The following is a 26,813-nucleotide window of genomic DNA, read 5'->3' on the forward strand; positions in this document are numbered from 1 at the left end:
AGGCAGTCGAATGACAAGCCGTCGTAGCAGAAGTACGGAGAATCCCATGAAGAAGACCATCATCGGCGGCGCTGCCGCCGCCACGGCCGCCACGGCGGTTGCTGCCATCGTCAGGGGCGTCCTGCCCGACATCAAGCGCTACCTGCGCATCCGCAAGATGTGAGCCCGGAGTGCTCGCCCGGGCCGGCGGGGCGGCCCGGGTGAACCGAACGGCGTACGCAACGGTGTGACCCCGGCGCGCCGGACGCCCGGGCGCCACGGCTCCGCCCTGTAATGGGCGCCGGAGGCACCCCCGGCACAGGACGGAGACCGATGCACGAGATGTCCGTCGCGCTCGCGGTCGTCGACCAGGTCGAGCAGGCAGCACGCTCCCGTGGGGCCGTCGGTGTCGAGAGCGTCAGCCTCGATGTAGGGGAGCTGGCCGGGGTCGTTCCCGACGCGCTGGCCTTCTGCTTCGAACTCGCCTGCGCCGGCACGGTCCTCGAAGGCGCCGAACTCTTCACCCGGTCTGTTCCGGGCACCGCCCGCTGCGGGACGTGCGCGGACGTGTGGGACGTCGGAATGCCGCCGCAATTGATCTGCCCCGCGTGCGGCAATGCCGCCGCCGATCTCGTCTCGGGCCGCGAGCTGCGGATCTCCGAGGTGCGGTGGGCCGACGTCGAGGCCGAGGCCGACGCGGCGCACGTACGCATCCGCGAACCGATTCCCCAGGAGAGCTGAGCATGTGCCGAGTAGTTGACCTCCAGCAGGCCGTCCTGGCGAAGAACGAGGCGGCGGCACAGATTCTGCGCACCGAACTGACCACCCGGGGCACCACGGTCGTCAACCTGCTCTCCAGCCCCGGCAGCGGAAAGACCGCCCTGCTCGAACGCGAGCTGCTGCTGGCCCGGGAACGCGGCGTCCCCGCCGCCGCACTCACTGCGGACCTGGCCACCGAGAACGACGCGGAACGCCTGGCCCGCTCCGGTGTCCCCGTCAAGCAGATCCTCACCGACGGGCTGTGCCACCTGGAAGCCGACATGCTCGCCAGGCACCTGCACAACTGGCTGCCCGAGGACACCCGGCTGCTGTTCGTCGAAAACGTCGGCAACCTGGTCTGCCCCGCCTCCTATGACCTCGGCGAGTCGCTCCGGGTCGTCCTCGCCTCCGTGACCGAGGGGGAGGACAAGCCGCTCAAGTACCCCACCGCGTTCGGGCTCGCGCACCTGGTGGTCGTCACCAAGACCGACATGGCGGAGCCCGCCGCTTTCGACGAGGCGGTCTTCCGCACCAATGTGCAGCAGGTCAACCCGGGTGTGGAGGTGGTCCTCACGTCCGTGCGCAGCGGAGAGGGCGCCGGCTGTCTCCTCGACCGGGCACTGTCGGCGGCCGAAGGGAGCGCCGTCCACGCTCCGGTGATGGCTCAGGCCCGCGCGTGATCACGCGGCAGTCCGGTGCGGCCCTGGCGCCGGCCGTACAGCGCAGCAGGGTGGTCGTGCGGGGCGTGGTGCAGGGTGTGGGGTTCCGGCCCTACCTGTACACCCTGGCCACGGAACTGCGGCTTTCCGGTCATGTGACCAACACGGTCGACGGTGTGGTCGTGGAGATCGAAGGGGAACCGGCCGCCGTCGCGCGGTTCTGCGCGCGCATCGCTCCCGAAGCCCCGCCCCTCGCGCTCGTCGAATCGGTGGACGCCACAGAGGTGCCCGCCACCGGGGGAAGCGGATTCACCATCGTCCCGTCCCGCGCCGGCGGCCCCGTGCGCACCTTGGTGTCCCCGGACACGGCCACCTGTGCCGACTGTCTCGCGGAGTTCTCCGATCCGGCGAACCGGCGGCACCGCCATCCGTTCATCACATGCACGCACTGCGGGCCCCGATTCACCATCGTCACCGGCTTGCCCTACGACCGCGACCACACGACCATGGCCGGGTTTCCGATGTGTGCCGACTGTGCACGCGAGTACGGCGATCCGGCCGACCGTCGCTTCCACGCCCAGCCCGTCGCCTGCCCCGCCTGCGGTCCCCGGTTGCGCTTGATCGTCGCGGGGAGCGACGGCGCAGGAGCGCGTTCGGCCGTGCCGGCAGGTGTGGATCCGGTCGCCCAGGCGCGCACGCTGCTGGCCGATGGTGCGATCGTCGCCGTGAAGGGACTCGGCGGCTACCACCTGGCCTGCGACGCGACCAACTCCTCTGCGGTGGCCGAGCTGCGCCGCCGCAAGGCCAGGGGCGACAAGCCGTTCGCCCTGATGGCCAAGGACATCTCCGATCTCGAGCCCCTCGTTCAGTTGGGACCCCTGGAAAGGGACTTGCTCACAGGGAGCGTACGGCCCATCGTCCTGATGCGACGCCGCCCCGGCGCACGGCCGCTGCCGGGCACCGCCTTTCCCTGCGAAGAGGTCGCACCCGGCAGCCCCGACCTCGGCGTCATGCTCCCCTACACGCCGGTGCATCACCTGCTCCTCGGACCGGGCACGCAGGAGCACGACGCGCCCAGGCTGTTGGTCATGACCAGCGGCAACATCGCCGGCGAACCCATCGTCACCGACGACACGGAAGCACAGAGGCGGCTGGCCCAACTGGCCGACGCCTGGCTGCTGCACGACCGTCCAATCCATGTGCCGTGCGACGACTCGGTGGTGCGCGTATGCGACGGCGAACCGCTGATGCTGCGCCGCTCCCGCGGACACGCCCCGCTGCCCCTCACCCTGCCCGTGCCGGTGGTCCCCGCCCTTGCCGTCGGCGGAGACCTCAAGAACACCTTCTGTCTCGGGGAGGGCCGCAAAGCCTGGCTTTCCGCCCACATCGGGGACATGGACGACCTCGCGACGCAACTGGCCTTCGAGCGCGCCGAGAAGCAGTTGGAGTCCATCACAGGAGTGCGGCCCGGCATGATGGTCGCCGACCGGCACCCGGCGTACCGATCCGCCCAGTGGGCACGCCGGCACGCCGACGGGCGCCCGGTCGTGCGGGTCCAGCACCACCACGCCCATGTAGCGGCCGCCATGGCCGAGCACGGCCTGGACGGCAGCTGCCCGGTGATCGGAGTCGCTTTCGACGGCACCGGCCACGGAGACGACGGCGCGGTGTGGGGCGGCGAGTTCCTGATCGCGGACTACGCGGGGTACTCCCGGTTCGCGCATCTCGCGTACGTACCCCTGCCGGGCGGGGACGCGACCGTACGGCGTCCGTACCGCATGGCCCTGGCGCACCTGCGTGCGGCGGGCATCCCCTGGAGCGGTGACCTGCTGTGCGCGACGGCCTGCCCCGGCGATGAACTTCGCCTGCTGGAGCAGCAGTTGACGCGCAGCCTGAACTGCGTGCCCACGTCGAGCATGGGCCGTCTGTTCGACGCCGTCTCGTCGCTGGCCGGAGTCTGCCATCGAGCCGGTTACGAGGCGCAGGCCGCGATCGAGCTCGAGGCCGCCGCTGTCGGCGTGGAGTCCGAGGACGATGACCGGTACACCTTCCGGATGGTCCGGCGGGCCGGTGCCCCGCTGGTGTGCGACCCCGCGCCCGTGATCGGTGCGGTCGTGGAAGACCTGCGGCACGGCATCGCGACGCCGTCCGTCGCCGCGCGATTCCATCGGGCGGTGGCGCGGCTCGTCCGCACAGTGTGCGCCGCGGCGCGTGACGAGGCCGGCCTTGAGACCGTCGCGTTGACCGGCGGGGTGTTCGCCAACGTTCTGCTCTCCTCCCTCTGTGCCCGCGGTCTGCGCCAGGACGGCTTCACCGTCCTGCGCCATCAGCGGATCCCACCGAACGACGGGGGGCTGGCGGTAGGTCAGCTCGTCGTGGCCGCCCACGCCGCAGCCGAGGCCGGATGACGGGCACAGGCAGCCCACCAGCCCAACGTTAAGGAGACACACATGTGCCTTGCGGTACCCGGCAGAGTGCTGGGCGTCGAGGACAGGGACGGTACCCGCATGGCCACCGTCGACTTCGGCGGCGTGGTCAAGGAGGTGTGCCTGGAGTACCTGCCGGACCTGCGGGTCGGTGAGTACGCCATCGTCCATGTCGGCTTCGCGCTGCAGCGGCTGGACGAGGAATCGGCCCGCAGGACGCTGGAGCTGTTCGAGAACCTCGGCATGCTCCAGGAGGAGTTCGGCGACCCGTGGGAAGCGGCTGCCCACCCGGAAGAAGAAGCGGAACGGCCGACGCAGGACGGCGTGGCCGGGGAGGTACAGCGGTGAAGTACATCGACGAATTTCACGACCCGGACCTGGCGGCACGGCTGCTCGACGAGATCCGCGCCACGGTGACCCGGCCATGGGCGCTGATGGAGGTCTGCGGCGGCCAGACCCACACCATCATCCGGCACGGAATCGACCAACTCCTGCCGGACAAGGTCGAGTTGATCCATGGGCCGGGCTGTCCGGTGTGCGTGACACCGCTCGAAGTGATCGACAAGGCCCTCGAGATCGCCTCACGCCCCGGGGTGATCTTCTGCTCCTTCGGGGACATGCTGCGCGTCCCGGGCACCGGGCGTGACCTCTTCCAGGTCCGCGGGGCCGGTGGCGACGTCAGGGTGGTCTACTCACCGCTCGACGCGCTGCGGATCGCCGAGCAGAATCCGGACCGTGAGGTCGTCTTCTTCGGCATCGGCTTCGAAACCACTGCACCGCCCAACGCGATGACGGTATATCAGGCGCGTAGGCTCGGGATTCGAAACTTCAGCCTGCTCGTCTCGCATGTGCGCGTACCTCCGGCGATCGAGGCGATCATGCAGTCGCCGAACTGCCGCGTGCAGGCGTTCCTCGCCGCCGGCCATGTCTGCAGCGTGATGGGGACGGAGGAGTATCCGGAACTGGCCGAGCGATTCCGGGTGCCCATCGTCGTCACCGGATTCGAGCCACTGGACATCCTGGAGGGGGTGCGGCGCACCGTCCTGCAACTGGAGCGCGGCCAACACGCGGTGGACAACGCCTACCCGCGCGCCGTCAGGGCCGAGGGCAATCCGGCCGCCCGGGCCATGCTGGACGACGTCTTCGAGGTCACGGACCGGCCGTGGCGCGGCATCGGCGTCATCCCCGACAGCGGTTGGCGGCTGGCCGAGCGCTATCGGGACTACGACGCCGAGTACCGCTTCTCGGTCGACGGCATCAACACCCGGGAGCCGGCCGAGTGCCGCAGTGGGGAGGTCCTGCAGGGGTTGCTGAAGCCCCACGAGTGCGAGGCCTTCGGCACGACCTGTACACCCCGCACACCGCTGGGAGCCACGATGGTCTCCAGCGAGGGTGCCTGCGCCGCGTACTACCTGTACCGGCGGCTCGAGCTGAAGGCCCCGTCCTCGGGAGCCTCGTCCCTGGAGGGCAGCGCCGTTGTCTGACACCACCAGCGCTCCCCGTCCCGCGGACCCGCACGCCGCGGCGGAGCGCGGCGAACGCGGCGGGCCGGACATGCTCTCCTGGACCTGTCCCGTCCCGCTGAGCGACCAGCCGCGGATCGTGATGGGCCACGGCGGAGGCGGGGCCATGTCCGCCGAACTCGTCGAGCAGGTCTTCGCCCCGGCCTTCGGCGGCCCGGTGCTGTCCGCCCTGACGGACTCCGCGGCCCTGGAACTCGGCGGGGCGCGGCTGGCCTTCTCCACCGACTCCTTCGTGGTGCGGCCCATGTTCTTCCCCGGTGGCAGCATCGGCGACCTGGCTGTCAACGGGACGGTGAATGACCTCGCCATGAGCGGGGCCCGCGCCGCCTACCTGTCCTGCGGCTTCATTCTCGAGGAGGGCGTCGGGATCGACGTCGTCGGCCGCGTCGCCGAGGCCCTCGGAGCGGCCGCACGCACCGCAGGGGTCGAAGTGGTGACGGGCGACACCAAGGTGGTGGAGGCAGGTCACGGCGACGGTATCTACATCAACACTTCCGGCATCGGTCTGATCCCGCCCGGGGTCGATCTGCGTCCCCAGCGGGTCGTGCCCGGCGATGTCGTGATCGTCAGTGGCGCCATCGGTGTCCATGGTGTGGCGATCATGAGCGTGCGGGAGGGCCTCGAGTTCGGGGTGGAGATCGAGAGCGACTGCGCGGCGCTCGGGGGCCTCGTCGAGGCGATGCTCGCCATCACGCCCGACCTGCACGCCCTGCGGGATCCGACACGCGGCGGACTGGCCGCCTCGCTCAACGAGATCGCGGCTGCGTCCGGGACGGGGATCGTCGTCCGGGAACGGGCGGTGCCGGTGCCGCAGCCCGTGGCCAACGCGTGTGCCGTTCTGGGACTGGACCCGATGTACGTGGCGAACGAGGGCAAGCTGGTCGCCTTCGTCCCGCCTCAGCACGCCGAGGAGGTCCTGGCAGCCATGCGCGCCCATCCCTTGGGCGCGGAGGCCGCCGTGATCGGCGAGGTGGTCGACGAGCACCGCGGGATGGTGGTCGCCCGCACCGGCCTCGGCGGCACACGGGTCGTCGATCTGCCCGTCGGCGAACAGTTGCCGCGGATCTGCTGAGTCGCCCGGGGCGCGCGGGCGCAGGTGCCTCGAGGCCGGCGGATCACGCTCAGGCGGTCCCTCGGCCCCTGCCGGGACGGGTGTCCAGCGTCCATGTGTGCGCACAGGCCGGGCACTGCAGATGGACCAGGGCGCCCTCGTTGGAGATGAGATAGCGCCAGTGCTCGGAGCAGTTGCGCCGCTCCGAGCAGGTCACGCAGCCGCGCGCGTCGTCGCATCCGGGGCAGGCGACCCATGCCCGCCGGGCGCGGTCCGCCTGCGGATCAATGGGAAGCCGCATCGCCCGGCTCCCGTCCCGGCAGCACGCCCGCAGCCACGAGCCTGCGATACACCTGCTCCTGCTCCGCGTCCAGGCCGGAGTAGAGGAGCGCATGGGCCTCCTCCTCCGAGCGGAGTGCGGCCATGGGGTCCCAGTCGGGACCCAGCGCCGCCACGACCTCGGCCCGCCGGCGGGCCTCCTCGAGAGTGAGGTCGATGGTGAAATTCAGGTGGTCGGGTGCGGAGTCCTGGTCCATGGGGGTGCTTTCGGATGATGGTGCTACGAGCCGGACCCCGCCACGTCTACCAGAGCGGCGGACGCGCCGTGAAGGCGGTGTGACGCACCTCATCGCTCCCGCTCCCGACCCTCGCGGGCCCGGCCGGGCCCGCCCTGTTGTGCTGTGGCCGACCGTCGTCCCACCAGCGCCGGGCCGGCAGACGGTGGTGGTACAGCCACCCCGTGCGCAGGAGCGCGGTCAGTACATCCCCGGCACTGCCTGTAACCGTCCCCCTGGCCAGGTGCTGGACCTTCGAACACGCCCCTTGAGAAGGCGGTCAGGACTCCTTGTGCGGGGCGCGGAAGATGCGCCGATAGCCCTGGGGGGTGGTTCCCAGCCGGCGAGCGAAGTGGTGACGGAGGTTGTCGATGGTGCCGAAGCCGGTACGGCTGGCGATCGCGGTGATCGGCTCGTCGGTGGTTTCCAGATGATGCTGGGCGAGCAGGATGCGTTGTCCGGTCAGCCATTGCAGGGGAGTGGTTCCGGTCTCCTGCTGGAAGCGCCGGGCGAAGGTGCGCGGGGACAGGTGGGCGCGGTGGGCCATTGCCTCGACGGTCAGATCCTGGTCGAGGTTGGCCTCGATCCAGGTCAGGACGGGGCTCAGCGAGGCGGTGCCCTCCCGGGGCTGGGGGCGTTCGCGGTACTGGCGCTGGCCGCCTTCCCGGTGCGGGGGTGCGACCATGCGCCGCGCGATCGCGTTGGCCACGGCACTGCCGTGCTCCTTGCGGACCAGGTGGAGGCAGGTGTCGACGCCGGCGGCGGTGCCGGCCCCGGTGAGGACGGGGTCCTCGTCGACATAGAGCACGTCCGACTCGACCCGGGCCTGCGGGTGGCGGCGGGCGAGTTCCCCGGTGTACTGCCAGTGCGTGGTGCAACTCCGGCCGTCCAGCAGGCCGGCCTGGCCGAGGAGGAAGGCACCGGTGCAGATGCTCAGGACGCGGGCGCCGCGCTCGACGGCGGCACACAGCTCCTCGGCGAGGCGGTCGGACTGGCGTACGCGCAGGTCGTAGGCCGGGACACAGATGAGGTCCGCGGTGGCAAGCCGCTCCGGGCCGTGCGAGGCCCGAACCTCGAAACCGTGCCGTGTGGGCACGTCCTGGCCGGTGGCCGAGACGAGGGCGAAGTCGTAGCGGGGCAGTGCGTCACCGCTGCGGTCGATACCGAAGACCTCGCAGAAGACGCCCAGCTCGAAGGCGTGTGCGCCCTCGAGAGCGATGACGGCGACATCGCGGAGCATCGGATGCTCCCTTCGCGGTCGAGGGCGGTGGCAGGAATTTCAGTGTACCGGTCGTTTCTGCCACTCCCGTGGGCCGGACGGCCCTGGAAGGCTCACACCCGTAAGCACACCACCCAGAAAGCCGGGCTCTGCCATGACTGCACACGAACTCGCCCAGGTGAACATCGCTCGCCTCAAGTTCCCGCTGGACTCAGTGGAATTGAAGCCCTTCGTGGACGCGCTCGACCCCGTCAACGCGGTCGCCGACGAGGCCGACGGATTCGTCTGGCGACTCAAGAGCGCTGACGCCGACGACGCCAGGGACCTGCGGGTCTTCGACGACGGCTGGATGCTGGTGAACATGTCGATGTGGCGGGACGTGAACGCACTGACCGTCTTCATGTACCAAGGGCAGCACCGCGAAATGATGTCCCGCCGTTACGAGTTCTTCGAACGGGTCGACGAGGCGATGACCACGATGTGGTGGGTCCCGGCCGGCCACCGCCCGACGGTGGAGGAAGCCGAACAGCGCCTCCTCCACCTGCGCGAGCACGGCCCCACGCCGTACGCCTTCACCCTCCGTGCGACGTTCCCCGCGGGGACGGCGGCACCGGCTGTCAGGACCGCTTCATGAGCGACCGTGCACATGCCTCGTCCTCGCGCCCGGGAACGCCGAGATCCGCGCAGGACGACTCGCCGTCCCGCCAAGCAGGGCGACCGCGGCGACCCAGGACGCGTCCGCGTTCGTCGAGAAGAGATACCGGGCGGCGGCCGGGACCACGGTGACACCGGCCACGGTGCCCACCGTGTCGAAGCCGGTCAGCGCACCCGTCACCGCGGCACTCGCGACCAGGCCGGCGGTCAGCGAGGTCCATGACGACGCCCTCCACCAACAGGCCGGTGAGCGGCCGTGCGGAGAAGTTCGCCGGGCCCTCAGGAACGCCCCGTTGTCGGACATGCCGCTGCATTCGCGTTCGGAACCTTGCGGAAGGGGAGCCGCCCGGGCGCGGGTGCCGGGCACGCCCGCACCCGCACCCGGGTGGCTGGAATCATGTCACCGTCCGCGCTCTGAACGGGGGGTTGTGAAGCTGGTGCGCGCGCCCCCGTCGGCTTCGGTCACCAGGGCGACGTCCCCGGCCGCCCCGCCCCGGCCGCTTCGCGCGCCCTCAGCGGCGCAGGCCCACCGGACTTGCTGTCAGGGGCAGTTGACCATCGAGTCGCCGGTGTCGCGGTTGCAGGAGTCGAAGGCGAGACCGCCGTCGAGGCTGTCGTTGGCGTTGACGCCGTCGGTGGCGTTGAGGGTGTCGTTGCCCTCGTCGCCGCTCAGTGTGTCGTTGCCGCTGCCTCCGGCCAGGGTGTCGTTTCCGGTGTTCCCGTTGAGGGTGTCGTGGCCCTCATTCCCGTTGAGGGTGTCGTTGCCGGCATTGCCGTTGATGGTGTCGTTCCCTCCCAGCCCGGAGAGGGTGTCGTTCCCGGGCCCACCGTTGATGGTGTCGTTGCCCGGAGTCGCTGCCGTGAGGCCGAAGACCCCGAGCGGGTCGTCGCCGACAAGATGATCCGCGCGGGGGCCGCCGTCGAGATGGTCCCTGCCGCCGCCCCCGTAAAGAGTGGCGGGGACATCCAGATTCGGGGAGACCGTGATGTCGTCATCGGCGTCCTGGCCGTTGACCTGCACGGCCGTGGGGAGTGGGCACGCCGCGAGATTCTCCGACCGTGTCTCGCAGGGGGCTACGGCGCGCACCTCGTCCGCGTTGTCCGACACGAGGACGACGCTGCCCTGACGGCGGACGGTGATGTCGTTGGCCACGCCCTGATCCGCCGTGACGAGCAGGGTGGCGTCGGCCATCTCGACCACCGTGGCGCCCGCGAGGTGCCGGGGCTCAGCGGTGAGCGCAGTCGCTGAGGCCGAGGTGCCGGCCAGCGCAGCGCAGAGGAGTGCCCCGGCCGACAGGATCACGTAGATACGTCGAGCTGTCATGGTTGTGCTTCTCCTTCGTCGTGTCGCCGGCACTGCGGGCCTGCCTGCGCGTGGTTCGCGCTCACTGGTCACGGGCACTCCGTGACGCTGTCGCCCAGGTCGGCCGTGCAGTTGTCGACCTCCGTGCCCCCCTGGACGTAGTCGTTGCCGCTGACCTCGTCGACGGCGTTGATACTGTCCCGGCCCGCGCCTCCCTCCACGAAGTCGTTGCCGATGCCCGCAACCACCTGGTCGCCGCCGTTGCCACCGCTCACCACGTCGTTCCCGGCGCCCGCGTTGATGACATCGGAGCCGGCCCGGCCCTCTATCGAGTCGTTGCCGGCGCCGCCGAAGACCCGGTCCGCGCCGCTGGCGCCGGTGAGCGTGTCGTTGCCGCCTCCACCGGACAGGAAGTCGGAGCCTTCGTCGCCTTCCAGGGTGTCGTTGGCGCTGCCGCCCTGGAGACTGTCGTCGCCCGCGCCACCGATGAGAGTCACCCCCGGACTCGCCAGGGAGGACGTGACGTTGTCGGCCTGGTCACCCGCGTTGACGACGACCTCGGTGAGGCTTCCGGCCCCCGGGCAGACGGCCTCTGTGGCGCTGACCGCGGTGCACCCGCCGAAAGCCACGATGCTGTCACCGGTGTCCCTCACCCGGATCGCATCGCCTGCCTGCCACACGGAGATGGTGTTGCCCAGGCCCACAGCGGCGGTGACCGTGACCGACGTGCCGTTCTTGCTCACCAGCGTGCCGGCCACGGCGGGTCCGGGCGGCTGGGTATCGGGGGTCGCACCCGCCGGGCCGGTGAGGCACAGCGTGAAGCCGGACACCATTGTCAGGAGCGCAATGGTGCGATGAAGCGCTTTGTCCATGACCTGCCTCCTGGAAGACGTGCGGGATTGTTACTCGGCACGAAATGCCTCCGTGGCCCACTGGTGACATGGCGAAGCGGCGCTGCCCGCACGCCCGAACGGTCTTTTCCCTTTGGGCGTGTTGGGCCGTTCCACGGCCACGCGAATCGTTGTCTTGTCACCTTGTACGGGACAGCGGAATTTAGCCCGCCGGAAACGGCCTCTTACGGTGTGCTCGCCTTCCCGGCGTTCTTGAACGGAAGTACGGCAGTGCGTGGGCTCACAGCAGAACTGGGCGTGCATTGTGGGAAACGTTGTCACACATTCCCTTCGACTGTCGGGCCTGAGTATGCCGTGTGGAGACCTTGTGGACGAGAGGGTTTAGCGCCATTGATAGGGATGCGTCTTCGAGTTACTGAGGTGCGGTGCAGGCCGCGCTTGCGGCTGGAATGCTGTGGAAAGGAACGGGTCCTGGGTGGCGAAAACACCACTCATGGCCTCCGGAGGGCAGGCAAGGGCTTCAAAGCCGCGCGGGCTCTCACTTCATGCTGCCGCGGGTCCGTCTCGCAGGGCGGCGGCCCAAAGCCGTCACGGAGGCACGATCCCGCTGAGCCGGCTGACAGCCCAGTTGCCCGAAGTGTGGTGCGCAGCAACCGATACCGCTCCGACCCCACCGTCACGCTGGAACAATCCCCCCGTGACCACCAACGGGGTACGCATCCGGGAGGGACGGCCGGAGGAGGCCGCCGCACTCAGCGCGCTCGCGCTGCGCTCCAAGGCGCACTGGGGGTACGACGACGCGTACCTGGCGGCATGCGCGGACGAACTCCGGTTGGCGCCGGGAGACATGGCCGACCGCCGAGTGAGAGTGGCCGATGCGGGCGGTCGGATCCTGGGAGTGGCCACTTTGGACGGGGAGCCGCCCCGCGCGGAACTCGGCATGCTCTTCGTCGATCCGCCGTCGATCGGCCGGGGCGTGGGCCGGCTGCTCTACCGGCACGTGCTCGCGGAGGCCGGGCGGATCGGCTGCGACCAGGTGACCATCGCCGCCGACTCGCACGCCGAGCCCTTCTACCTCGCGATGGGGGCACGGTGCGCCGACGCCTCGCCGTCCGTGGGGCAGCTGGTCAGGATGGAGGCGTGGCCGGCCGGGGCCGGTCCCTCCTGGGTGCGGGCGTGGACGGGGGACGGGCGGTCCGTCCATCTCGGCAATGTGGCGGAGTTCCACGCCCAGTTCCCCGGCGCCGCGCTCGCGGACGGCGTTCTGCACTACGCCTGCCTGGCGGCCTTCGCCGGCCCCCACCCCGCGCTGGTGGTGCTCCCGCTGACCGTCGAAGCGGCCTGGATCCGCGGCGTGGCCCGGCAGTTGGAATGGGGCGAGGTGGAGGTGCACTGTATCGACGCCCCTGGCGGCGCCCTGTCTCAGGCCATTCTGGACCGGCCGGCGCTGACGCAGCGGATCCGGAACGCTGGTCTGCCGGTGCTGCCCTGGGGACATACCGAGGCGGCCGAACAGCTGACCTCCGGGCCGCCCCTCCGGCTCGGTCACGAGTCGAAGGCCGCCTCCCACCGGCTCTTCCGGCGGCTGGCCCCCGCTCACCCGGGCATCCGCGTGCCCGCCCAGGAGCGGGTCCGCTCGCGGCGCGAGCTGGCGCGGGCGCTGGCGGCCCGGGCGTCGGCCGGGCTGACGAGCGTGGTCAAGGGGGAGTACGGCGTCGGAGGTTCGGCCACCTTCGTCCTGACGCCCCAGGATGTGCTGTCCGGCGGCGGCACGCGGGCTGCCGCGCGGCGGCTTCCCCGCGAGGGCCTGCTGGTGGAGGAGTACGTGGCGGGCGCCGACCTGTACCGGAACCCGACGTTCGACGGAGTGATCGCCGAGGACGGGACGGTCCACGTCGTCGGCACGGGACTGATGGAGGTCACCGGAACGGCTTACCAAGGGGTCACCGTCGGCCCGGGCGTCCTGCCCGCGGACCTGACGGCGACCGCCATCGCGTTCGGCACGGCCGTGGGGGAGGCCCTGTCGACGGAGGGCTACCGGGGCTGGTACGACGTCGACTTCGTCACCGACACGGCGGGTCGGCCGGCGCCCACCGAGATCAATCTGCGGCTCACCGGCCCTGCCGTCGCCTTCGTCCTCCAGGCCCGCCTCGACCGCGTGCGGGGAGGCCGACACCTGGTGCGCACCCTGGACTGCCTCCCCCTGGGCGCGCGGCTGCCCGCCCCCGCACTGCTCGAGCACCTCGACGGCCTCGCCCGCCGCTGCAGAGCCCAGGGCGCCGTCCTGCTCGCCACCATCCCCACGGCGAGCCTGGACCCCGTGCCGTACGTCGGCGTCGCCCTCGCCGCACGGTCGCGTCAGGCGCTCGACGAGGCCGAGGCGCTGGTCCGGTTCGGCAACGGCGCGCTGGGCGGCATGTTCACCGGCTCAGCGTCCGCCGCCACTTGGGCGTGACGGCGGCGAACGCGGCGACCACGGCTGCGGCGATCATGAGCGACACGTTGAAGGTGTAGGCCAGGACGGCCTGTGCCGGCCAGTCCGTCTTGGCGGTGAGCCGGTAGAGGTTGTCCTGCGGCCACCACGCGACCAGCAGCCAGACCGCGGACAGGTGCGCCACCGTGGTGAACCAATCCGTGTGCCCGACCCGTGCCATGCCCGGCCGGCCCACCAGCAGGAGGGCCATGCCCCCGCCGAAGGACACGTTCTCGAAGAAGTACAGGAGTCGGAAATAATCCGCGTAGGGACTGGGCACATCGGACACGTTCGTCGAGAACGGCCACAGGAGGTCGGTGAAAACCCAGGCCAGCAGCGCGAAGAACGTCACGAGGAACAGGACGCCGCCCACCATGCACCCTGTCGGGGTCTGCGGCGACGCAGGGCCCACGGTCCCTCCCTTGTTGCGGAGGGTCGTGCCCACGTCGACCGGCAGGGGAACGTTCTTGCGGTCCACCTTGTCGGCCCGGGTGCGGGGCAGCGAGGGGACGGACACCACCGCATGCGGCCGTGCGTCACTGGGCAGGGTGCGGCACACGTGCCGGTGGACGTCCACCGCATCGAGCGTGCGGCCCTCGGCGGGGACCGCGTAGGCCACGACCTTGACGTCTCGCGGGTGCTTGGTCTCCACCTCGGCCACCAGACCCTCGCGTACGTCGGGGTGGCCCTGCAGCGCGCGCTCGGCGGAGGCGTACGAGCCCTGCCGGCCCAGGAACTCCAGCAGCCCGTCGTCCCGGATGCGTCCCTCGTCGCCGGTGTGGACGCCGTTGAGGACGATGGGGCCCCGCGTGCCGGGAGCGGGCCCCCGGACGGTGAGGTAGGTCTCGGGCAGCGGGACGCCGATCAGCGAGACGGATTCGCTCCCGTGCTCCGACGGATGCCGGAGGTCCGGCAGTTCGTAGTAGGCGCCGGCGCCGAACGCCTCGGTGACGGTGTAGGCGTTGACCACGCGCACGTCGCCGCTGAGCGCCTCCTTCAGGGCGCGCTGTTCGTCGAGGTACCAGGCGTCGCCGGTGACGGTCACCAGGCGCAGCCGCGTCCTGGGGGGCAGTCCCCGGGCCGTCAGCAGCCGCGCGGTCGGCACACCGCAGGCCAGCACGGTCGCCTCTTCCTCGGCGATGAGCCGCCGCAGAGCCGTGCCGAGGGCGCCGGGGTCGTGGGGGTCATTGCCCTCGGGGAGGATCAAGGTGCCGCCGGAGCCGAGGGCACGCACCCAGCCTGCCGTGAAGTCCGCGGACTCGGGCGGGGCCGTGTGCACGTGGCGGTCGCGGGCGTCGAAGCCGTAGACCTGCTGCCAGGCGTTCCGGGCCACGGCGAGCTCATGGTGGCTGACCGGGACGAGTCCGGGCGGCCCCGTTGTCCCGGCGGTGAGAAGCACGCAGGCGGTGACGCCACGGGCGGACGGTGCGTCCTCTGAGTCGTGCGGCTGTGTTCCGCCCTCGCCCGCCGGCCCTGCTTCGGCGTCGACGCACACCACCCGCCGGTTCGGCCGGTCGCCGGCAGCTATCCGGTACAGCTCGCGGGTGAGTACGACGTAGGGATCGGCGTCCCCGAGGATGCGGTGCAGCTCCTCCCTCGGCATGGCCGGGTCGAGCGGCAGGTAGGCGCCTCCAGCCCGGAGGACTCCCAGCATGACGGCCAGAGCGGCGACCGGCTGGTCCAGCGCGACGGCGACCAGCCCGCCGTCCGGCAGGCCTACGGATCGCAGGCGGTCGGCCTCGGTCTCCACGAGACGGCCCAGTTCCCCGTAGCTGATCCGTTCGACGCCGCACACGATCGCCTCGGTCGACGGCCTCGTCTCCGCCCATCCGGCCACCAGCTCGTCCACGTGCTGCCCGCCGACCGGCACATGATCCACCGACATCAAGTTCCCCCTCGATTATGTGCGTTGGGAGAAGTATGACGATAAATCGTCCCGCCGGGTGGGCGATTGCCTCTCTCTGCCACCTGCAGCCCAGTGCTGGTGGTGGGCCGACGGGCCGACCGGTCGGCCTCGGGACTCGTAAGGGAGCCACGCGCGCTCAGGAGTCGGTTTCCCGATCACGGAGAAGCATCCGGGCGTCGGTGGTCCATGGGAGTCCGAGCGAATTCACGCATGTGTGTCACTGGCGCCGACGTGCCGAGGGAGTTCGGCCGGGACCGTTCCGACGAGTTGTCCGGCCGGCTCTGCGAGGGAGGATGCCGTCCGTCAGCCCAGGGAACGATCGAGGTTGAATGCCGCGCTGATCAGCGCCAAGTGGGTGAAGGCCTGGGGGAAGTTGCCCTGCTGCTCGCCGGTGTGGCTGATCTCCTCGGCATACAGGCCCACATGGTTGGCGTAGGTCAGCATCTTCTCGAAGGCCAGCCGGGCCTCGTCGAGCCGTCCGGCGCGGACCAGAGCCTCCACATACCAGAAGGAGCAGATCGAGAAGGTCCCCTCGTCACCCCGCAGCCCGTCCGGACTGGCCTGCGGGTCGTACCGGTAGACCAGCGAGTCGGACACCAGGTCCTCGGTCAGCACGTCGAGCGTCGACAGCCATTTGGGGTCGGTGGGCGCGATGAACTTGGCCAGCGGCATCATCAACACCGACGCATCGAGCACGTCTCCGTCCTCGTGCTGGACAAACGCCCGGCGCGTCGTGGACCAGCTCCGCTGCATGATCCGCCGGTAGATCGTGTCGCGGCACTGCCTCCAGCGCGGCACGTCGGCCGGCAGGCCCCGCCGGTGGGCCATCCGGATCGCCCGCTCGATCGCCACCCAGCACATCAACCGCGAGTACAGGAACTTCTTCCGCCCGCCCCGGGTCTCCCAGACGCCTTCGTCGGGCTGGTTCCAGTGGTCGCAGACCCAGTCCACCAGTGCGCAGACATCGTCCCACTGGTCGCTGGAGATGGGCTGCGCCCACTTGTCGTAGAGGTAGACCGAGTCGATCAGGGCTCCGTATATGTCGAGCTGGAGCTGGTGGGCGGCGGCGTTACCGACGCGGACCGGAGCGGATCCCCGATGACCTTCCAAGTGGCCGAGTTCACGCTCGGGCAGGTCGGTACGCCCGTCGATGCCGTACATGATCTGCAGTGGACTCGAGGGGTGCCCGTCGCCCGGAGGTCAGGAACGTCATGAAGGCCCCGGCCTCACCGGTGAAGCTCAGCCGCAGCAGCGCGTAGACGCAGAATGCGGCGTCGCGCACCCACACATACCGGTAGTCCCAGTTGCGCTCACCACCGTACTGCTCGGGCAGACTCGTCGTCGGGGCCGCGACGATCGCGCCGGTCGGTGCGTAGGTGAGCAGCTTGAGCGTGAGGGCGGAACGGTGCACCATCTCCCGCCACCGGCCCCGCTAGCGGCCGACAGCCAACGGCGCCAGTACGCCACCGTCGCCACGAACTGCTCCTCGGCCTCGACGTGTGGGCATCCGCGCGGCGTCACATCGCCACCGACCTGGTCGAGCGCGAGCACCGCGGACTCGCCCTCCGCCAGCTTGAAATCCGCGCGCACGTCCGGGCCGTCGCCCTCGACGGGCACGGTCGCGGTCAGGGCGAGCGAGATGTTCGTTGACTGGAAGACCACCACTTCGCCCAGCATCTGGAGGGTGTGCGGCTGGGCGCCGTAGTCGAATCCGGGGGCCACTCGCACCTGGAACGGGACCGATCCACGCACACACAGGACGCGCCGGATCAGCCGGTGTCGTTCGGCCTCCGCCGGTTCACCGCTCACCGGCATGAAGTCCTGAACTTCGCCGACACCGTCCCCGGTGAAAAACCTGGTGATCAGTACGTTCGTGTCGGGGAAGTAGAACTGCTTGGTCCTGGCGGGCACGGATGCGGCCAGTTCGAACGATCCGCCGCGGTCCGCGTCCAGGATCGAGGCGAAGACACTGGGAGAATCGAAATCGGGGCAGCAGTACCAGTCGATCGTGCCGTTGGTCCCCACCAGCGCCACACTCCCCAGGTCCCCGATCAGGCCGTGCTCGGAGATCGGAAGGTAGCGGGGTCCCTCGGGTGCCTTCTGGTGGCTTGACGTATCGACCATCGAGGCAGCCTCCCTGAGCCGGGCTGCGTACTGCCGTTTCCAGCCTAGGCGTGATCGAGCACGTCGGTCCGCTCCAGTGGGTCCGGGGAGAAAGATCGTCGGGACCGGACCACTGGTCGAGGCCCCGCGTCGCTCCGGTGGTGGCGCGGTCCGGTCCGAGGCGACGTAGGACCGTGTCCCTGGCAGCGCGAGAAGCCGCACCGGCTGGGCGTCACGAGCCGCCGACGAGACCCCAGCCCTACGAGGAACGGTCACGGACAGACTGCCCGCGGGCGGCGGCCATCCCCGGACGGGGCCCCTCGTCGCAGGATCGAGGAACAGGACCGGAACGCGCGCCCAGTGGTCGACGAAGGCTCGCGGTGGAAGACCGGGGCCGCGAGAGCGCACTCCGTGAGCCGCTGGGTGTCCCGGGCAGGGGGAGCGCTCCACCTCCCCTCGAACGATGCCGAGGCCACCTCGGGCGGCCCCGAGGACAAGGCCGCCGGCACTGCGGCAGCCGTCTTGGCGGGGGATTCTTCGTGGTCGTTCGGCTTGGTGCTCGCTTCGCGGATGTGGTCGGCAGTGGCACCGCTTCTGCACGGGGCCACAGACGTGGTCACGGGTGTGGGCCGGCGGGTGTGAGGATCGCCTGGGTGGTGAGGTAGGCAGCCAGTGCTTGGGGCGCCATGGGTGGGGCGTAGTAGAAGCCCTGGCCATGGGGGCAGCCGAGTGAGTGCAGCCGCTGTGCTTGGTGGGTGGTTTCGATGCCTTCTGCGACCACGTCCAGGTCGAGAGCGTGTGCGATGCGCAGGATTGCCTGGACGAGGCTGGTGTTGGCATCGCTGCCGCCTTGCAGGACGAAGCTCTGGTCGATCTTGACGATGTCGGCCGGGAGGTCGCGCAGGTAGGCCAGGGAGGAGTACCCGGTGCCGAAGTCGTCGATGGAGATGCGCACACCGAGGTCGCGCAGCGCGCGAATGTGGGCGGAGGTCGTCTCGGCGTCGGTGACGAGGGTGCTCTCGGTGATCTCCAGAACCAGGGAGTCAGGCGGGAAGCCGGTCTCGTGCAGGACCTGCCGTACGGTGTCGGGGAAACTGTGGTCCTTGAGCTGCCGGCCGGAGACGTTGACGGCCACGCTCACGGCCCCGGCTTTGGGGACGGTGTCGTGCCAGTGCCGGCCGTGGCGGCAGGCTTCGCGCAATACCCAGGCGCCGATGGGGCGAATCAGGCCTGTCTCCTCTGCGACGGGCACGAACACCTCGGGCGGGGTGGGGGATCGGCCGCCCCGCTCCCAGCGCAGCAGGGCCTCAACGCCGGTGACCCGTCCGGTGGGCAGGTGGATGACGGGCTGGTAGTGGACGGTGAGTTCGTTGCGGGGCAGGGCCCGGCGAAGGTCCTGGGCGATTCCGGCGTGACTCTGTTGTGCCAGGCTCATGGCGGGCTCGAAGAGTTCCGCGCGGTTGCGGCCGCGTTCTTTGGCCGCGTACAGGGCGATGTCGGCGTCGCGGAGGGCGTCGTGGAACGTGGTCGGCCCGGTGATCGCGACGACACCGATGCTGGCGGTGATGAAGACGCTGCGATGGCCGGAGAGGGCGAAGGGCTCCTTGAAGCGGTCCAGGAAGCGCAGAGCGTAGGTCTCGGCGGGGGTCTCCTTGAGGTCTTCGGCGAGGACGGCGAACTCGTCCCCGCCCATGCGGGCGACGGTGTCGTTGCGGCGCGCCGCGCCCAGGAGCCGGTGGCCGACGGTGATGAGCAGCTCGTCGCCGACCGGATGGCCGAGGCTGTCGTTGATGTCTTTGAAGCGGTCGAGGTCGATCAGCAGCAGGACGGTCGTCCGGGCCGCCGCGGGGCGGCGGAGGGCGTGTTCCAACTGCTCGAAGAGCAGTGCCCGGTTGGGCAGGCCGGTCAGTGGGTCATGGAAGGCCTGGTGGGTGAGCTGCTGCCGCAGCGAGGTCTGCTGGCGCAAGGCGTCCTCGGCCGTGCGGGCGCGGGCTCTGGCTCGGTCGGCCTGGGCTTCGGCGAACCGTGCCAGGAGCATGATGCGCACCACCAGCAGCACGGTCAGAGCGGCCACGATGCTCGCGATGGCCACGGCGTCCATGGGCTGCCCGCGCAAGCCGCCGACGTCGGCGATCAGCAAGGCGGGACCAAGGAGGGCGGGCAGGGTGAGGACGGTCATGCGGCCGGGTGACAGCCTCTCCTGACCGTGCGGCACCAGCCGGGCCATACCGGCCATGGACGGGTGCAGCGCGCCCGCACCGAGGAACACATAGGAGGCCATCCACAGGGCGTATGAGACGTCGGCGGCGATCGGGGCGCCGGTCGTGGCGAGTGTGGAGTAGTACAGGGCATCGGCGATCAGTGTGGCGCCCACCCACACAGTGAACAGGCCGAAGGCCGGCAGACGGACTCCCGAGACGAACACCAGCTTGGCGGCCATGCCCAGCAGCAGAAGATCAGCCAGCGGATAGGCCAACGAGACCGCCAGAGGCAGCGCCGACAGCTGGCTGCGCAGATAGGGCATGACGATGAACGCCCATGCCAGGGTGGACATCCCCAAGGTGATGATCCCCGCATCCAGCACCGCCCCCCACCGCACGCCGCTGCCCCATGCCGCCATCAGGCTGATCAGCCCGGCGGCGAAGCACGGATAGGCCGCCAGATACAGCACGTCGGCCGGTGTGGGGAACGGCACCGGTGTGCCCGCGACCTGAAAGGCACCGAAGGCGGAGTCCGCCACCGTGAACAGCCCCATGCCGGCAGCGAACAGATACCAGGACCGGCTCGGGCGCGGCCGGTGCCAGCGGACGCCGACCAGGATCACGACCGTGGCGCAGGCCGCCAGCACCGGGGAGAACAGGTGACGCACGGGCGCGGTGACGAGGACGTAGACGATGATCACTACAGCGCCGGACGCCAGAAACCACCACCAGGCGTGCCTGCGCAGGTGCTTGCTCTGCGCCTCCTGCATGACTCCTCCGCGGACGCAACCGGTGGTCCTGGCCGGGCCGGGATTCGGATGGCCCATGGGAGCTGCCGTGCACTCCAGTGGAAGACGGCCCGGGAAAGATCGCAACCGCGGCCTTCAGCCGCAGCGCCGGCCGTCCGGCGGGAGGCTTCCGGTGGCCTGCCCACGGCCGGCACTCTGCGAGCAACCGGTCTGCGATCTCAGACCCACCCCGGCGCGGGGTTGCTGGTCGCGGCGACGGGGACGGCAAGACGCCGGTCCGGTCGCCGAGCGAGGACACCTGGAAGACATGCCCCGATCCCTGCTCGCGCAGGGCGGGCAGGACCGCCTTGGTCACCTGGACGGCGCCGTAGAAGTTGGTGTCGTTCTGTGCGCGGCCTCGGACGGCGCCGGATTTCTCCACCTCGACCCGCCGGGCGCCTGCCGACTCCAACGAACAACCACGGCCCTTCGTCCGGACCAAGACCGCCGACGAGATTCTCGACAAAGTCGCCGGTTACTGCCACCGAATCTCCGGTTCGGATCGTGGGGGCGCTTGCGGATCCCTTCACCCACGCCTTCATCAGGTCAGCGAAGCGATTCGGGTCGCGCGACGAAGCGGGCAAGCTCCTCGGCGGCGCCGCGGGGCAGGTCGGCGACCGCTGCCTCCGGCAATGTCGTGATCACGGCGCGCAGCCGCGCGCCCGGGTCTGGCAGCAGGGCCCAGGCTGAAGCAGGGGCATTGACGGCAGCGAGCAGCAGGTCGCCCTCGTAGAAGTAGGCGTCAAGCAGCGGCTCCTCGAGCAGCAAGCGCACTGCGAGGGGAAGGACGTAGGGCAGTGCCACCTGCTGTGAAATGAGGGTGCGCAGATCCGCCGGACCGAGTTCGCCCAGGCGCACACGCCGCAACTCATGCACTTTGCGTACCAAGTGGGTCGCGTCAGGGGCGGGAGGCGTCCAGCGGGGTGGGTCCAGCTCATCGAGGGCGCGGTCCAGGTGCTGCAGATGGTCCATGGGGTTCATTCTCACCAGAACAGGCAGGGAATCTCAGACTCGGGCCACGAGGTCGCCTCCAGCCGGACACCCTCGTCCACGGTGACCTCCACGTCCGGAACATTCTGAGGGCCGGCCGCGAGCCGTGGCCGGCTGTCGACCCGAAGGGGTATGCAGGAGATCCTGCCTACGACGGCGGCACGCTGCTCAAGTCCCTTGCGCTGACAGTTCTCGAAGCGGACGACCTCGGCAAGGCGGTGGATCGCGTCCTGGACGTACTCGCCGAGGCAGCACGCGTCCGGCGGTGGGCCCAGTTCCATGCGGTGCAGGCTGCGCCCCGGGGCCGCCGCCATGGGTTCCGTATCGCCCGCAGCGGAGCACGCCTGGACTGGCCCACCGAATTCGCCGACTGCCTGGCGTAGTTGCTCACCAACGCCCGTGGACCGTGATCGTGCTCGCCGATGCCGGTGGGCAGGCGAGTGGGGCGACCGTTGATCATCGTGAGTTGTCTGGAATGACGTTGACACGGTGGCCGCAGGTCTCCGCATGAATCCCGCCCATCGGCGAGAGGGGTTCGAGGCGGCCATGGACCGGTTCGCGGGCCGATCGCCCGGGTCGAACCCCGCCGGCCGGCCGGGCGTTTGGTACTGGGCCTGCTCTCGGACCTGCCCCGCAGGAGCTGCTGGTGAGCGCGGAGTGGACCCGGGGACTCCGGCCACGCATTGCATGCAGCATCTGCTGTGCCGGGCCGTCCGGGATGCCGATGCCGTCCGCGACGACGGAGGCGAATACGTCGTCGAGCGCGTCCACGACGACGTATCGGTGCTCGTCGTCGATGAGACCGGCGACGTGAAGAAGGGCGCCACACCGTTGGGGTCCAGCGCCAGGGGACGGCACGGCCGGGCGGATCGAGAACGCCCAGGTAGCGGTCTGCCGTGAGCGGTCCTTCTCCGGACACTTGGCCGGCGGCACTGTCGGTGCGGCTCTGTAGGCTGCCCGGCATGGCCCGTTCCAGGATGCGATGGGGGTAAATGGTGCGTAGGCCGGTCGAGGGCGACGTTCATGTTCACTACGGCCAGATCTACGTCGAGAGCGACCCGGACAGCTTCGGCCCGGGCCTCGCGGAGGCGTTCGCCGGACAGAGCGCCGGGCTGTGCGGGGCGGCGAGATCCGGCGCGCTGTGGCTTTCGACAGGGCTGCACACGGGCAGCGTCGGCTTCACCATCGAAGTGCATGACCAGGCCCCGCCATTGGATGCGGTGTGGGAGGAGGTCGTGGAGGTGTCCTTCCGTCCCGTGTCGGGCAGCAGCGCGCTTGTGCAATGGGCAGGCGAGGCCTCTTGGGAGCTGGATCTGGAGGAGACCGACTACCGGGTGCGCTACTGCGCCAAGGGCATGGACGAGGCATGCCGGCAGGACACCCGACTGGACAACGATCCCCAACTGGACTGGTACCTCCTGCAGTTCTGGCCGGCTCGGCCCGCGCCGGATCGCGTCCTGAAGCAGACCTCGGCGAGCGCCGCCTACTGGCACGACTACGCCCGCCGGCAGCCACCCCCTCCCACACCCGCCGAACGCGCCAACGCCGAACGCACCCGCCTCGCGCAGGAACAAGCAGAAAGAGAACGCCGGCTCGCCTACGAACGATGGGACTGGGGCGGGCAACTGCCGAGCCAGGCCCTGCGCGACGTCGGTGGCAACGTGCGAGGCCTGCTCCCCTTCGATCCGGCCCTCGTCCACGCCATCGACGCCGTCGGCCCCGCCCCCCAGCGTACGGTGGCCCTGCTGGCGGCGCGCCACGCATGCGAGGCAGCCGGTCTGGCAGGGCTCGACTGGATCGCCGCCGGTCTCACCGCCCTGGCCAAGGGGAGCCCGCTGCCGCCGCCCTTCGACGACCCGGCCCGCGTGTGGCAGGCCTTGGAATCCGACCCACGCGTCCCCGACAGGACCGTCGGCCGGCCCATCCCGCCCGGGCGCCCTCCCTTTCAACCGCCCTCCGGCGACGGCGCGCACACGCCGATGCCCAAGCACGAGCAGACGCCACAAATCGTGGGCCCCGCGGCCGCCGAGTTGAAGTTGCCGAGCCCGCCCGGACCGCCGACGCAGCAGCCCGACGGAGCGACGCCGTACACGTTGGCGGTCACGATCGGCGCGCCGGACCCGTCCCTGCGGATGTCTCAGCCGCACATGGCAGTCCCCGCGCTGCTGGGTGCCGCCGAAGCCGACCCGCTCCAGGCGGCCCTCGATGCGGTGTACGCAGCAGTGGCCACCTACGGCGAGGACTACCGGACACTTCTGCGGGAGGTTTGGTCCGCCTGTCAGGGGCGTCCCTAGACGCATGAGGCCCACCATGTGGTACTCCGCCACCGGCCGCGGCAGCACCGAAACCAGACAGCCTCGCCCCGCATGTCCTGGACGAGGTGCACGTTCATCGCGACGGCGATCTGACCTGCCCAGCAACGTACCTCACTACCCGGTGAGCGACAGGGGCCGCAGTGAGCAGAGTGGCGAAGCCGTGCCGTGCGTAGTGCGGTCGGATGACGCGGACGCCCGCATGATTCGCGACCCGGGTGAAGGAGCGGTGGGTTCCGCGGCTCGATCCCGGTGCGGGCGGTGAACACGGGCCGTCCGTCCCTCAACTGTCTCCTGAACGATCACGAGCAGCAGCCTGCCGCATTCGCTGCCACCTCAGCGGAGCGATGCGCATCGCGGGAAGTGGCAATGTCTGCTTGCGACGCCGGCCTTGGGGCCCTCGTCGTACGTCTCGCCGCCAACCTGCCCCGCCTTTGACGTCACGTAGGGCGTAGGAGATGTTGCTGACAAGACCAACGAGCGTGAAGCTGAGCGGGATGCACCGGATCCCAGCGAGCGCGGACGAAACCGCGCAGGTCGCGGTGCGCGAGGAGAGCGTGCGATGCGGATGATGATGAAGGCTCGCATGGACACCCAGATGTCGAATCAAGTGACGAAGGGCGGAGCGATGCCCGACTCGCTGAAGTCGACCATCGAGCGGTTGAAGCCGGAGGCCGCCTACTTCACCCCTGAGGGTGGGCGCTCAGTGATTCTCGTATTCGACATGCAGGACAGCTCGCAGTTGCCTGCCATCGCCGACCCGTTCTTCCAGGAGATGGGCGCGGAGGTCACATTCGAGCCGGTCATGAACCTCGACGATTTGCAGAAGGGCCTTGCTGCCCTGAAGTAACAGAGCCGACCTCAGCGCAGCGGGTGCCCGGCCGCGCGTGGGTGGAGGTCCGCACGACCAAGGTGTGGGCCGGGCGCCGCCCCGGCGCCTGCGGGTTCGGCCGGGCGTACACGCTCGCACGGGGACGACGAACCGGATGCCGTTTACAGAGGCAACCAGCCCGCCGCCTACGCCTGTGCCGGTGGAACGGACGCCTGCTCCCGCCACGCACGGGTGCGGGCGCGCATCGACGCCGTCAGGCGGTCGACGGCGTCCTCAGGTACCGCGTCGTCGCCGAACGCGGGGAGCAGGAACAGCAGTCGGGCGTGGGGATCGGTCGTGCTGTCTCCGGGCAGTCCATTGTCAGCTGCGGCGGTCGGCTCGGCCCAGGAGAGACCGGGGCCCATGGAGTGCCCTTCGTCCTGTGCGAGGTGTTCGGCATCGTCCCGGTCCGCTCTCGGCGACGCAGTTGTGCAGATGGCCAGCCGGAAAGGTAGTTGGGCCGCCGTGCCCAATTGCCTCAACCGGCGGGTCCGGCACGCCGCGGGCTCAACCCGCGTACGTGAATTCGTCGGCCGAACCGGTGGGCGACGTGGCCACGCCGACCGTCACGGTGACGTCCACCGTCTTGGGGTCGGCCAGCAGCCGGGACGGCACCGTCGCCGTGATCACCGTAGGGGACACGACGGCGACCGAAGCCGCGGTGGTGTCCTTGAACCGCACGGCCGCGCCCGGGGCGAAGCCCGAGCCGGTGATGGTGACCTGAGTGCCGGCCTTCCCGCTGCGCGGGGCGACCTCGCTGACCACCACGGGCGCGGGTCCGTTGTCGTAGGCGAACTGCCCCAGCGGAACGGCGGGCGACGTGCCGAGCATGGTGGTGACACGCACCCCGACGATGCCCGTCCCGTCGGGCGCGACCGCGGTGATCTGCCTGCCGGACGGGTCGACGGTGAAGTCGGCGCACGGGATCGGGCCGAAGTCGAGGACGCTGTCGGCGTCGAATCCGCTGCCGGTGACGGTGACCGGCGTACCGCGCTGCCCGGCGGTGGGTTGCACCGCGGTCACCACCGGCCCGGCAGGGACGACGGGTGCGCCCAGCAGGGTCAGGTACGTGGAGTTGGCGTGCTGGAACGCGACCTGGCCCAGGAAGTCGCTGGTGGTCTTGTTGACGAGTTCCTTGTCGTACACCGAGTAGTCCGCGTTCACCGTGCTGGGGTTCTTGGCGCTGGGCTGGACGTAGACGTGGTCCTTCCGGAGCTGGTCGATCGCCGTCAGCAGGAGCTTCACCTCTTCGGTGGCCGACGGGCCCGGGGCCGGGTACCAGCCCTTGGGCGTGGTCAGATCGGACCAGGCCCGCGGAACCAGGTCGTAGGCGTTGACGTGGCGCTCGTTCAGACCCCACGGCCGGGAGTCGACGTAATCGGCGAAGTTCTTCAGGCCGGCGGTTGGGGCTGCGAAGGTGACGAGTGCGAACTGCGGCTTGTTCGCTGCCCAGGTCTGGGCCTGGAGGTACGTGGCCAGCATGGTGGCGATGCAGCCGCCGAGGCTGTGGCCGGTCACGTAGACCGTCGGCTGGGGCTTGGACGGTACGGACGCGAGGAGGGCAGCGAGTGCTTGTGTGAGGGTCGCGCCGGACGGGATGACGACGTCCGGTGAGCCCGGCCGGCCCTTCGGTACCTGCTCAACGGGCATCGCTGTGATGCTGCGCGCGGTGGCGACCTGAGTGAACGCGGCCATGGCGCCGGCCGAGACGGCGGCGTCCCGCGATCCGCCGGCGGTGAACGGCACCACGGTGCCGACGTCGAGGTCCTCCATCAGGTCGGTCGGATTGTCGATCGTGCCGCGGACGGCCACGGCGAACTGGTTCGAGCCGTCGGAGTTCCAGGCGACATACGCGAGGTTCGCGTTGTCCGGGCTGAGCGCCAGCCACATCAGCTGCCACGTGCCGCGCGTGGCGAGCGTGGAGTCGTTCAGTTGGGCGGTCACGCCGCGCATGGCGCGCAGGGCCTGCTCCTGCAGGGTTTCACCCGACGGGCGCGGAGTTGCCGCCGTGGCGGCGATCGCGGCGAGGGTCATGGTGACCTGGGCGGGGGTCGGGTCCGACTGGGTTGCCGTCGTCATACGTGCTCCTTGCATGTCACCGGGGCGAAGTGGGTCGCGGCGGCCGCTCCGTAGGGCCCCGGGCCTCGACTTCCGGACCCGGGTCCCGGTGGGTGTGAGCCACTCCAGCTGT

At 70.2% G+C, this 26,813-nt stretch carries 22 protein-coding genes and 3 pseudogenes; 13 read left to right on the top strand and 12 right to left on the bottom strand.

The window, feature by feature from the left end:
- Positions 1-46: 46 nt before the first annotated feature.
- The 7 genes from IE198_RS36620 (at position 47) to hypE (ending at position 6,418) form a co-directional block, all read left to right on the top strand.
- Positions 47-163 carry a DUF6893 family small protein gene (locus IE198_RS36620; protein WP_373299896.1) on the top strand — a complete coding sequence of 39 codons (117 nt, stop codon included), beginning with the start codon at positions 47-49 and terminating at the stop codon, positions 161-163.
- A 149-nt stretch (positions 164-312) separates the two neighbouring features.
- Positions 313-720, top strand: a complete 408-nt coding sequence (gene hypA, locus IE198_RS19390; RefSeq protein ID WP_189888248.1) for a hydrogenase maturation nickel metallochaperone HypA — start codon at positions 313-315, stop codon at positions 718-720.
- A gap of 2 nt (positions 721-722) precedes the next feature.
- On the top strand, positions 723-1,418 hold the full coding sequence (hypB, locus tag IE198_RS19395; protein WP_189888250.1) for a hydrogenase nickel incorporation protein HypB: 696 nt from the start codon (positions 723-725) through the stop codon (positions 1,416-1,418).
- On the top strand, positions 1,415-3,805 hold the full coding sequence (gene hypF, locus IE198_RS19400) for a carbamoyltransferase HypF (protein WP_229834109.1): 2,391 nt from the start codon (positions 1,415-1,417) through the stop codon (positions 3,803-3,805). Before hypB ends, hypF begins: the two co-directional genes overlap by 4 nt.
- 42 nt (positions 3,806-3,847) lie before the next feature.
- Positions 3,848-4,171 carry a HypC/HybG/HupF family hydrogenase formation chaperone gene (locus tag IE198_RS19405; RefSeq protein ID WP_189888252.1) on the top strand — a complete coding sequence of 108 codons (324 nt, stop codon included), beginning with the start codon at positions 3,848-3,850 and terminating at the stop codon, positions 4,169-4,171.
- The gene (hypD, locus tag IE198_RS19410; RefSeq protein WP_189888254.1) at positions 4,168-5,307 is read left to right on the top strand and encodes a hydrogenase formation protein HypD; all 1,140 of its coding nucleotides are present in this window, start codon (positions 4,168-4,170) and stop codon (positions 5,305-5,307) included. Before IE198_RS19405 ends, hypD begins: the two co-directional genes overlap by 4 nt.
- The gene (gene hypE, locus IE198_RS19415; protein WP_373299897.1) at positions 5,300-6,418 is read left to right on the top strand and encodes a hydrogenase expression/formation protein HypE; all 1,119 of its coding nucleotides are present in this window, start codon (positions 5,300-5,302) and stop codon (positions 6,416-6,418) included. The genes hypD and hypE overlap by 8 nt, the downstream gene beginning before the upstream one ends.
- A 49-nt stretch (positions 6,419-6,467) precedes the next feature.
- Here the strand turns inward: hypE and IE198_RS19420 are convergent, their stop codons facing one another.
- The 3 genes from IE198_RS19420 to IE198_RS19430 all read right to left on the bottom strand — a co-directional run bounded on the left by IE198_RS19420 (position 6,468) and on the right by IE198_RS19430 (position 8,191).
- The gene (locus IE198_RS19420) at positions 6,468-6,698 is read right to left on the bottom strand and encodes a hypothetical protein (RefSeq protein ID WP_189888255.1); all 231 of its coding nucleotides are present in this window, start codon (positions 6,696-6,698) and stop codon (positions 6,468-6,470) included.
- Positions 6,682-6,933, bottom strand: a complete 252-nt coding sequence (locus tag IE198_RS19425) for a DUF6400 family protein (protein ID WP_189888257.1) — start codon at positions 6,931-6,933, stop codon at positions 6,682-6,684. Before IE198_RS19425 ends, IE198_RS19420 begins: the two co-directional genes overlap by 17 nt.
- Positions 6,934-7,231: 298 nt before the next feature.
- Positions 7,232-8,191 carry a GlxA family transcriptional regulator gene (locus IE198_RS19430; protein ID WP_189888259.1) on the bottom strand — a complete coding sequence of 320 codons (960 nt, stop codon included), beginning with the start codon at positions 8,189-8,191 and terminating at the stop codon, positions 7,232-7,234.
- Positions 8,192-8,324: 133 nt separating this feature from the next.
- Between IE198_RS19430 and IE198_RS19435 the strand changes: the two genes are divergently transcribed.
- On the top strand, positions 8,325-8,804 hold the full coding sequence (locus IE198_RS19435) for a DUF3291 domain-containing protein (RefSeq protein WP_189888261.1): 480 nt from the start codon (positions 8,325-8,327) through the stop codon (positions 8,802-8,804).
- Here the strand turns inward: IE198_RS19435 and IE198_RS19440 are convergent.
- From IE198_RS19440 to IE198_RS19450, 3 genes are all read right to left on the bottom strand, one after another.
- The gene (locus IE198_RS19440; protein ID WP_189888263.1) at positions 8,799-9,128 is read right to left on the bottom strand and encodes a hypothetical protein; all 330 of its coding nucleotides are present in this window, start codon (positions 9,126-9,128) and stop codon (positions 8,799-8,801) included. The genes IE198_RS19435 and IE198_RS19440 overlap by 6 nt on opposite strands.
- Positions 9,129-9,365: 237 nt before the next feature.
- Positions 9,366-10,148: a calcium-binding protein gene (locus tag IE198_RS19445; protein ID WP_189888265.1), complete on the bottom strand. Its 783-nt coding sequence runs from the start codon at positions 10,146-10,148 to the stop codon at positions 9,366-9,368.
- A gap of 68 nt (positions 10,149-10,216) precedes the next feature.
- Positions 10,217-10,999 carry a calcium-binding protein gene (locus IE198_RS19450; protein WP_189888267.1) on the bottom strand — a complete coding sequence of 261 codons (783 nt, stop codon included), beginning with the start codon at positions 10,997-10,999 and terminating at the stop codon, positions 10,217-10,219.
- A 676-nt stretch (positions 11,000-11,675) separates the two neighbouring features.
- On the opposite strand from IE198_RS19450, the gene IE198_RS35325 reads away from it, so the two are divergent.
- Positions 11,676-13,433, top strand: a complete 1,758-nt coding sequence (locus IE198_RS35325) for a GNAT family N-acetyltransferase (RefSeq protein WP_229834111.1) — start codon at positions 11,676-11,678, stop codon at positions 13,431-13,433.
- Here the strand turns inward: IE198_RS35325 and IE198_RS19460 are convergent.
- From IE198_RS19460 to IE198_RS19475, 4 genes and pseudogenes are all read right to left on the bottom strand, one after another.
- Positions 13,399-15,336: a class I adenylate-forming enzyme family protein gene (locus IE198_RS19460; RefSeq protein ID WP_189888269.1), complete on the bottom strand. Its 1,938-nt coding sequence runs from the start codon at positions 15,334-15,336 to the stop codon at positions 13,399-13,401. The genes IE198_RS35325 and IE198_RS19460 overlap by 35 nt on opposite strands.
- 324 nt (positions 15,337-15,660) lie before the next feature.
- Positions 15,661-17,481: pseudogene (locus IE198_RS19465) on the bottom strand (glycoside hydrolase family 15 protein).
- 595 nt (positions 17,482-18,076) lie between these two features.
- On the bottom strand, positions 18,077-20,431 hold the full coding sequence (locus tag IE198_RS19470) for an EAL domain-containing protein (RefSeq protein WP_189888272.1): 2,355 nt from the start codon (positions 20,429-20,431) through the stop codon (positions 18,077-18,079).
- A 564-nt stretch (positions 20,432-20,995) separates the two neighbouring features.
- A complete protein-coding gene (locus IE198_RS19475) occupies positions 20,996-21,421 on the bottom strand; it encodes a contact-dependent growth inhibition system immunity protein (protein WP_189888273.1) in 426 nt (141 codons plus the stop codon).
- 50 nt (positions 21,422-21,471) lie between these two features.
- On the opposite strand from IE198_RS19475, the pseudogene IE198_RS19480 reads away from it, so the two are divergent.
- The 4 genes and pseudogenes from IE198_RS19480 to IE198_RS19495 all read left to right on the top strand — a co-directional run.
- A pseudogene (locus IE198_RS19480) lies at positions 21,472-21,822 on the top strand (aminoglycoside phosphotransferase family protein); the annotation flags it as partial.
- A 183-nt stretch (positions 21,823-22,005) separates the two neighbouring features.
- Positions 22,006-22,331, top strand: a pseudogene (locus IE198_RS35330) (transposase); the annotation flags it as partial.
- Between the two features lie 100 nt (positions 22,332-22,431).
- Positions 22,432-23,733: a hypothetical protein gene (locus IE198_RS19490; protein WP_189888277.1), complete on the top strand. Its 1,302-nt coding sequence runs from the start codon at positions 22,432-22,434 to the stop codon at positions 23,731-23,733.
- 580 nt (positions 23,734-24,313) lie between these two features.
- A complete protein-coding gene (locus IE198_RS19495) occupies positions 24,314-24,601 on the top strand; it encodes a DUF3303 family protein (protein ID WP_189888279.1) in 288 nt (95 codons plus the stop codon).
- A gap of 167 nt (positions 24,602-24,768) precedes the next feature.
- Here the strand turns inward: IE198_RS19495 and IE198_RS19500 are convergent, their stop codons facing one another.
- The gene (locus IE198_RS19500; protein WP_229834113.1) at positions 24,769-24,987 is read right to left on the bottom strand and encodes a hypothetical protein; all 219 of its coding nucleotides are present in this window, start codon (positions 24,985-24,987) and stop codon (positions 24,769-24,771) included.
- Positions 24,988-25,129: 142 nt separating this feature from the next.
- Positions 25,130-26,701 carry a lipase family protein gene (locus tag IE198_RS19505; protein ID WP_189888281.1) on the bottom strand — a complete coding sequence of 524 codons (1,572 nt, stop codon included), beginning with the start codon at positions 26,699-26,701 and terminating at the stop codon, positions 25,130-25,132.
- Positions 26,702-26,813: the final 112 nt, after the last annotated feature.

The sequence above is a fragment of the Streptomyces xantholiticus genome, assembly GCF_014651015.1.
GTDB classification, from domain to species: domain Bacteria; phylum Actinomycetota; class Actinomycetes; order Streptomycetales; family Streptomycetaceae; genus Streptomyces; species Streptomyces xantholiticus.

What these genes read in the sequence shown, in the direction of transcription:
- IE198_RS19495 (WP_189888279.1), top strand. Translation starts at nt 24,314, where the DNA reads ATGCGGATGATGATGAAGGCTCGCATGGACACCCAGATGTCGAATCAA.
- IE198_RS19450 (WP_189888267.1), bottom strand. Translation starts at nt 10,999, where the DNA reads ATGGACAAAGCGCTTCATCGCACCATTGCGCTCCTGACAATGGTGTCC.
- IE198_RS19435 (WP_189888261.1), top strand. Translation starts at nt 8,325, where the DNA reads ATGACTGCACACGAACTCGCCCAGGTGAACATCGCTCGCCTCAAGTTC.
- IE198_RS19490 (WP_189888277.1), top strand. Translation starts at nt 22,432, where the DNA reads ATGGTGCGTAGGCCGGTCGAGGGCGACGTTCATGTTCACTACGGCCAG.
- IE198_RS19440 (WP_189888263.1), bottom strand. Translation starts at nt 9,128, where the DNA reads ATGTCCGACAACGGGGCGTTCCTGAGGGCCCGGCGAACTTCTCCGCAC.
- IE198_RS19405 (WP_189888252.1), top strand. Translation starts at nt 3,848, where the DNA reads ATGTGCCTTGCGGTACCCGGCAGAGTGCTGGGCGTCGAGGACAGGGAC.
- IE198_RS19500 (WP_229834113.1), bottom strand. Translation starts at nt 24,987, where the DNA reads ATGGGCCCCGGTCTCTCCTGGGCCGAGCCGACCGCCGCAGCTGACAAT.
- IE198_RS19475 (WP_189888273.1), bottom strand. Translation starts at nt 21,421, where the DNA reads ATGGACCATCTGCAGCACCTGGACCGCGCCCTCGATGAGCTGGACCCA.
- IE198_RS19420 (WP_189888255.1), bottom strand. Translation starts at nt 6,698, where the DNA reads ATGCGGCTTCCCATTGATCCGCAGGCGGACCGCGCCCGGCGGGCATGG.
- IE198_RS19505 (WP_189888281.1), bottom strand. Translation starts at nt 26,701, where the DNA reads ATGACGACGGCAACCCAGTCGGACCCGACCCCCGCCCAGGTCACCATG.
- IE198_RS19470 (WP_189888272.1), bottom strand. Translation starts at nt 20,431, where the DNA reads ATGCAGGAGGCGCAGAGCAAGCACCTGCGCAGGCACGCCTGGTGGTGG.
- IE198_RS36620 (WP_373299896.1), top strand. Translation starts at nt 47, where the DNA reads ATGAAGAAGACCATCATCGGCGGCGCTGCCGCCGCCACGGCCGCCACG.
- IE198_RS19445 (WP_189888265.1), bottom strand. Translation starts at nt 10,148, where the DNA reads ATGACAGCTCGACGTATCTACGTGATCCTGTCGGCCGGGGCACTCCTC.
- hypA (WP_189888248.1), top strand. Translation starts at nt 313, where the DNA reads ATGCACGAGATGTCCGTCGCGCTCGCGGTCGTCGACCAGGTCGAGCAG.
- IE198_RS19425 (WP_189888257.1), bottom strand. Translation starts at nt 6,933, where the DNA reads ATGGACCAGGACTCCGCACCCGACCACCTGAATTTCACCATCGACCTC.
- hypB (WP_189888250.1), top strand. Translation starts at nt 723, where the DNA reads ATGTGCCGAGTAGTTGACCTCCAGCAGGCCGTCCTGGCGAAGAACGAG.
- IE198_RS19430 (WP_189888259.1), bottom strand. Translation starts at nt 8,191, where the DNA reads ATGCTCCGCGATGTCGCCGTCATCGCTCTCGAGGGCGCACACGCCTTC.
- IE198_RS19460 (WP_189888269.1), bottom strand. Translation starts at nt 15,336, where the DNA reads ATGTCGGTGGATCATGTGCCGGTCGGCGGGCAGCACGTGGACGAGCTG.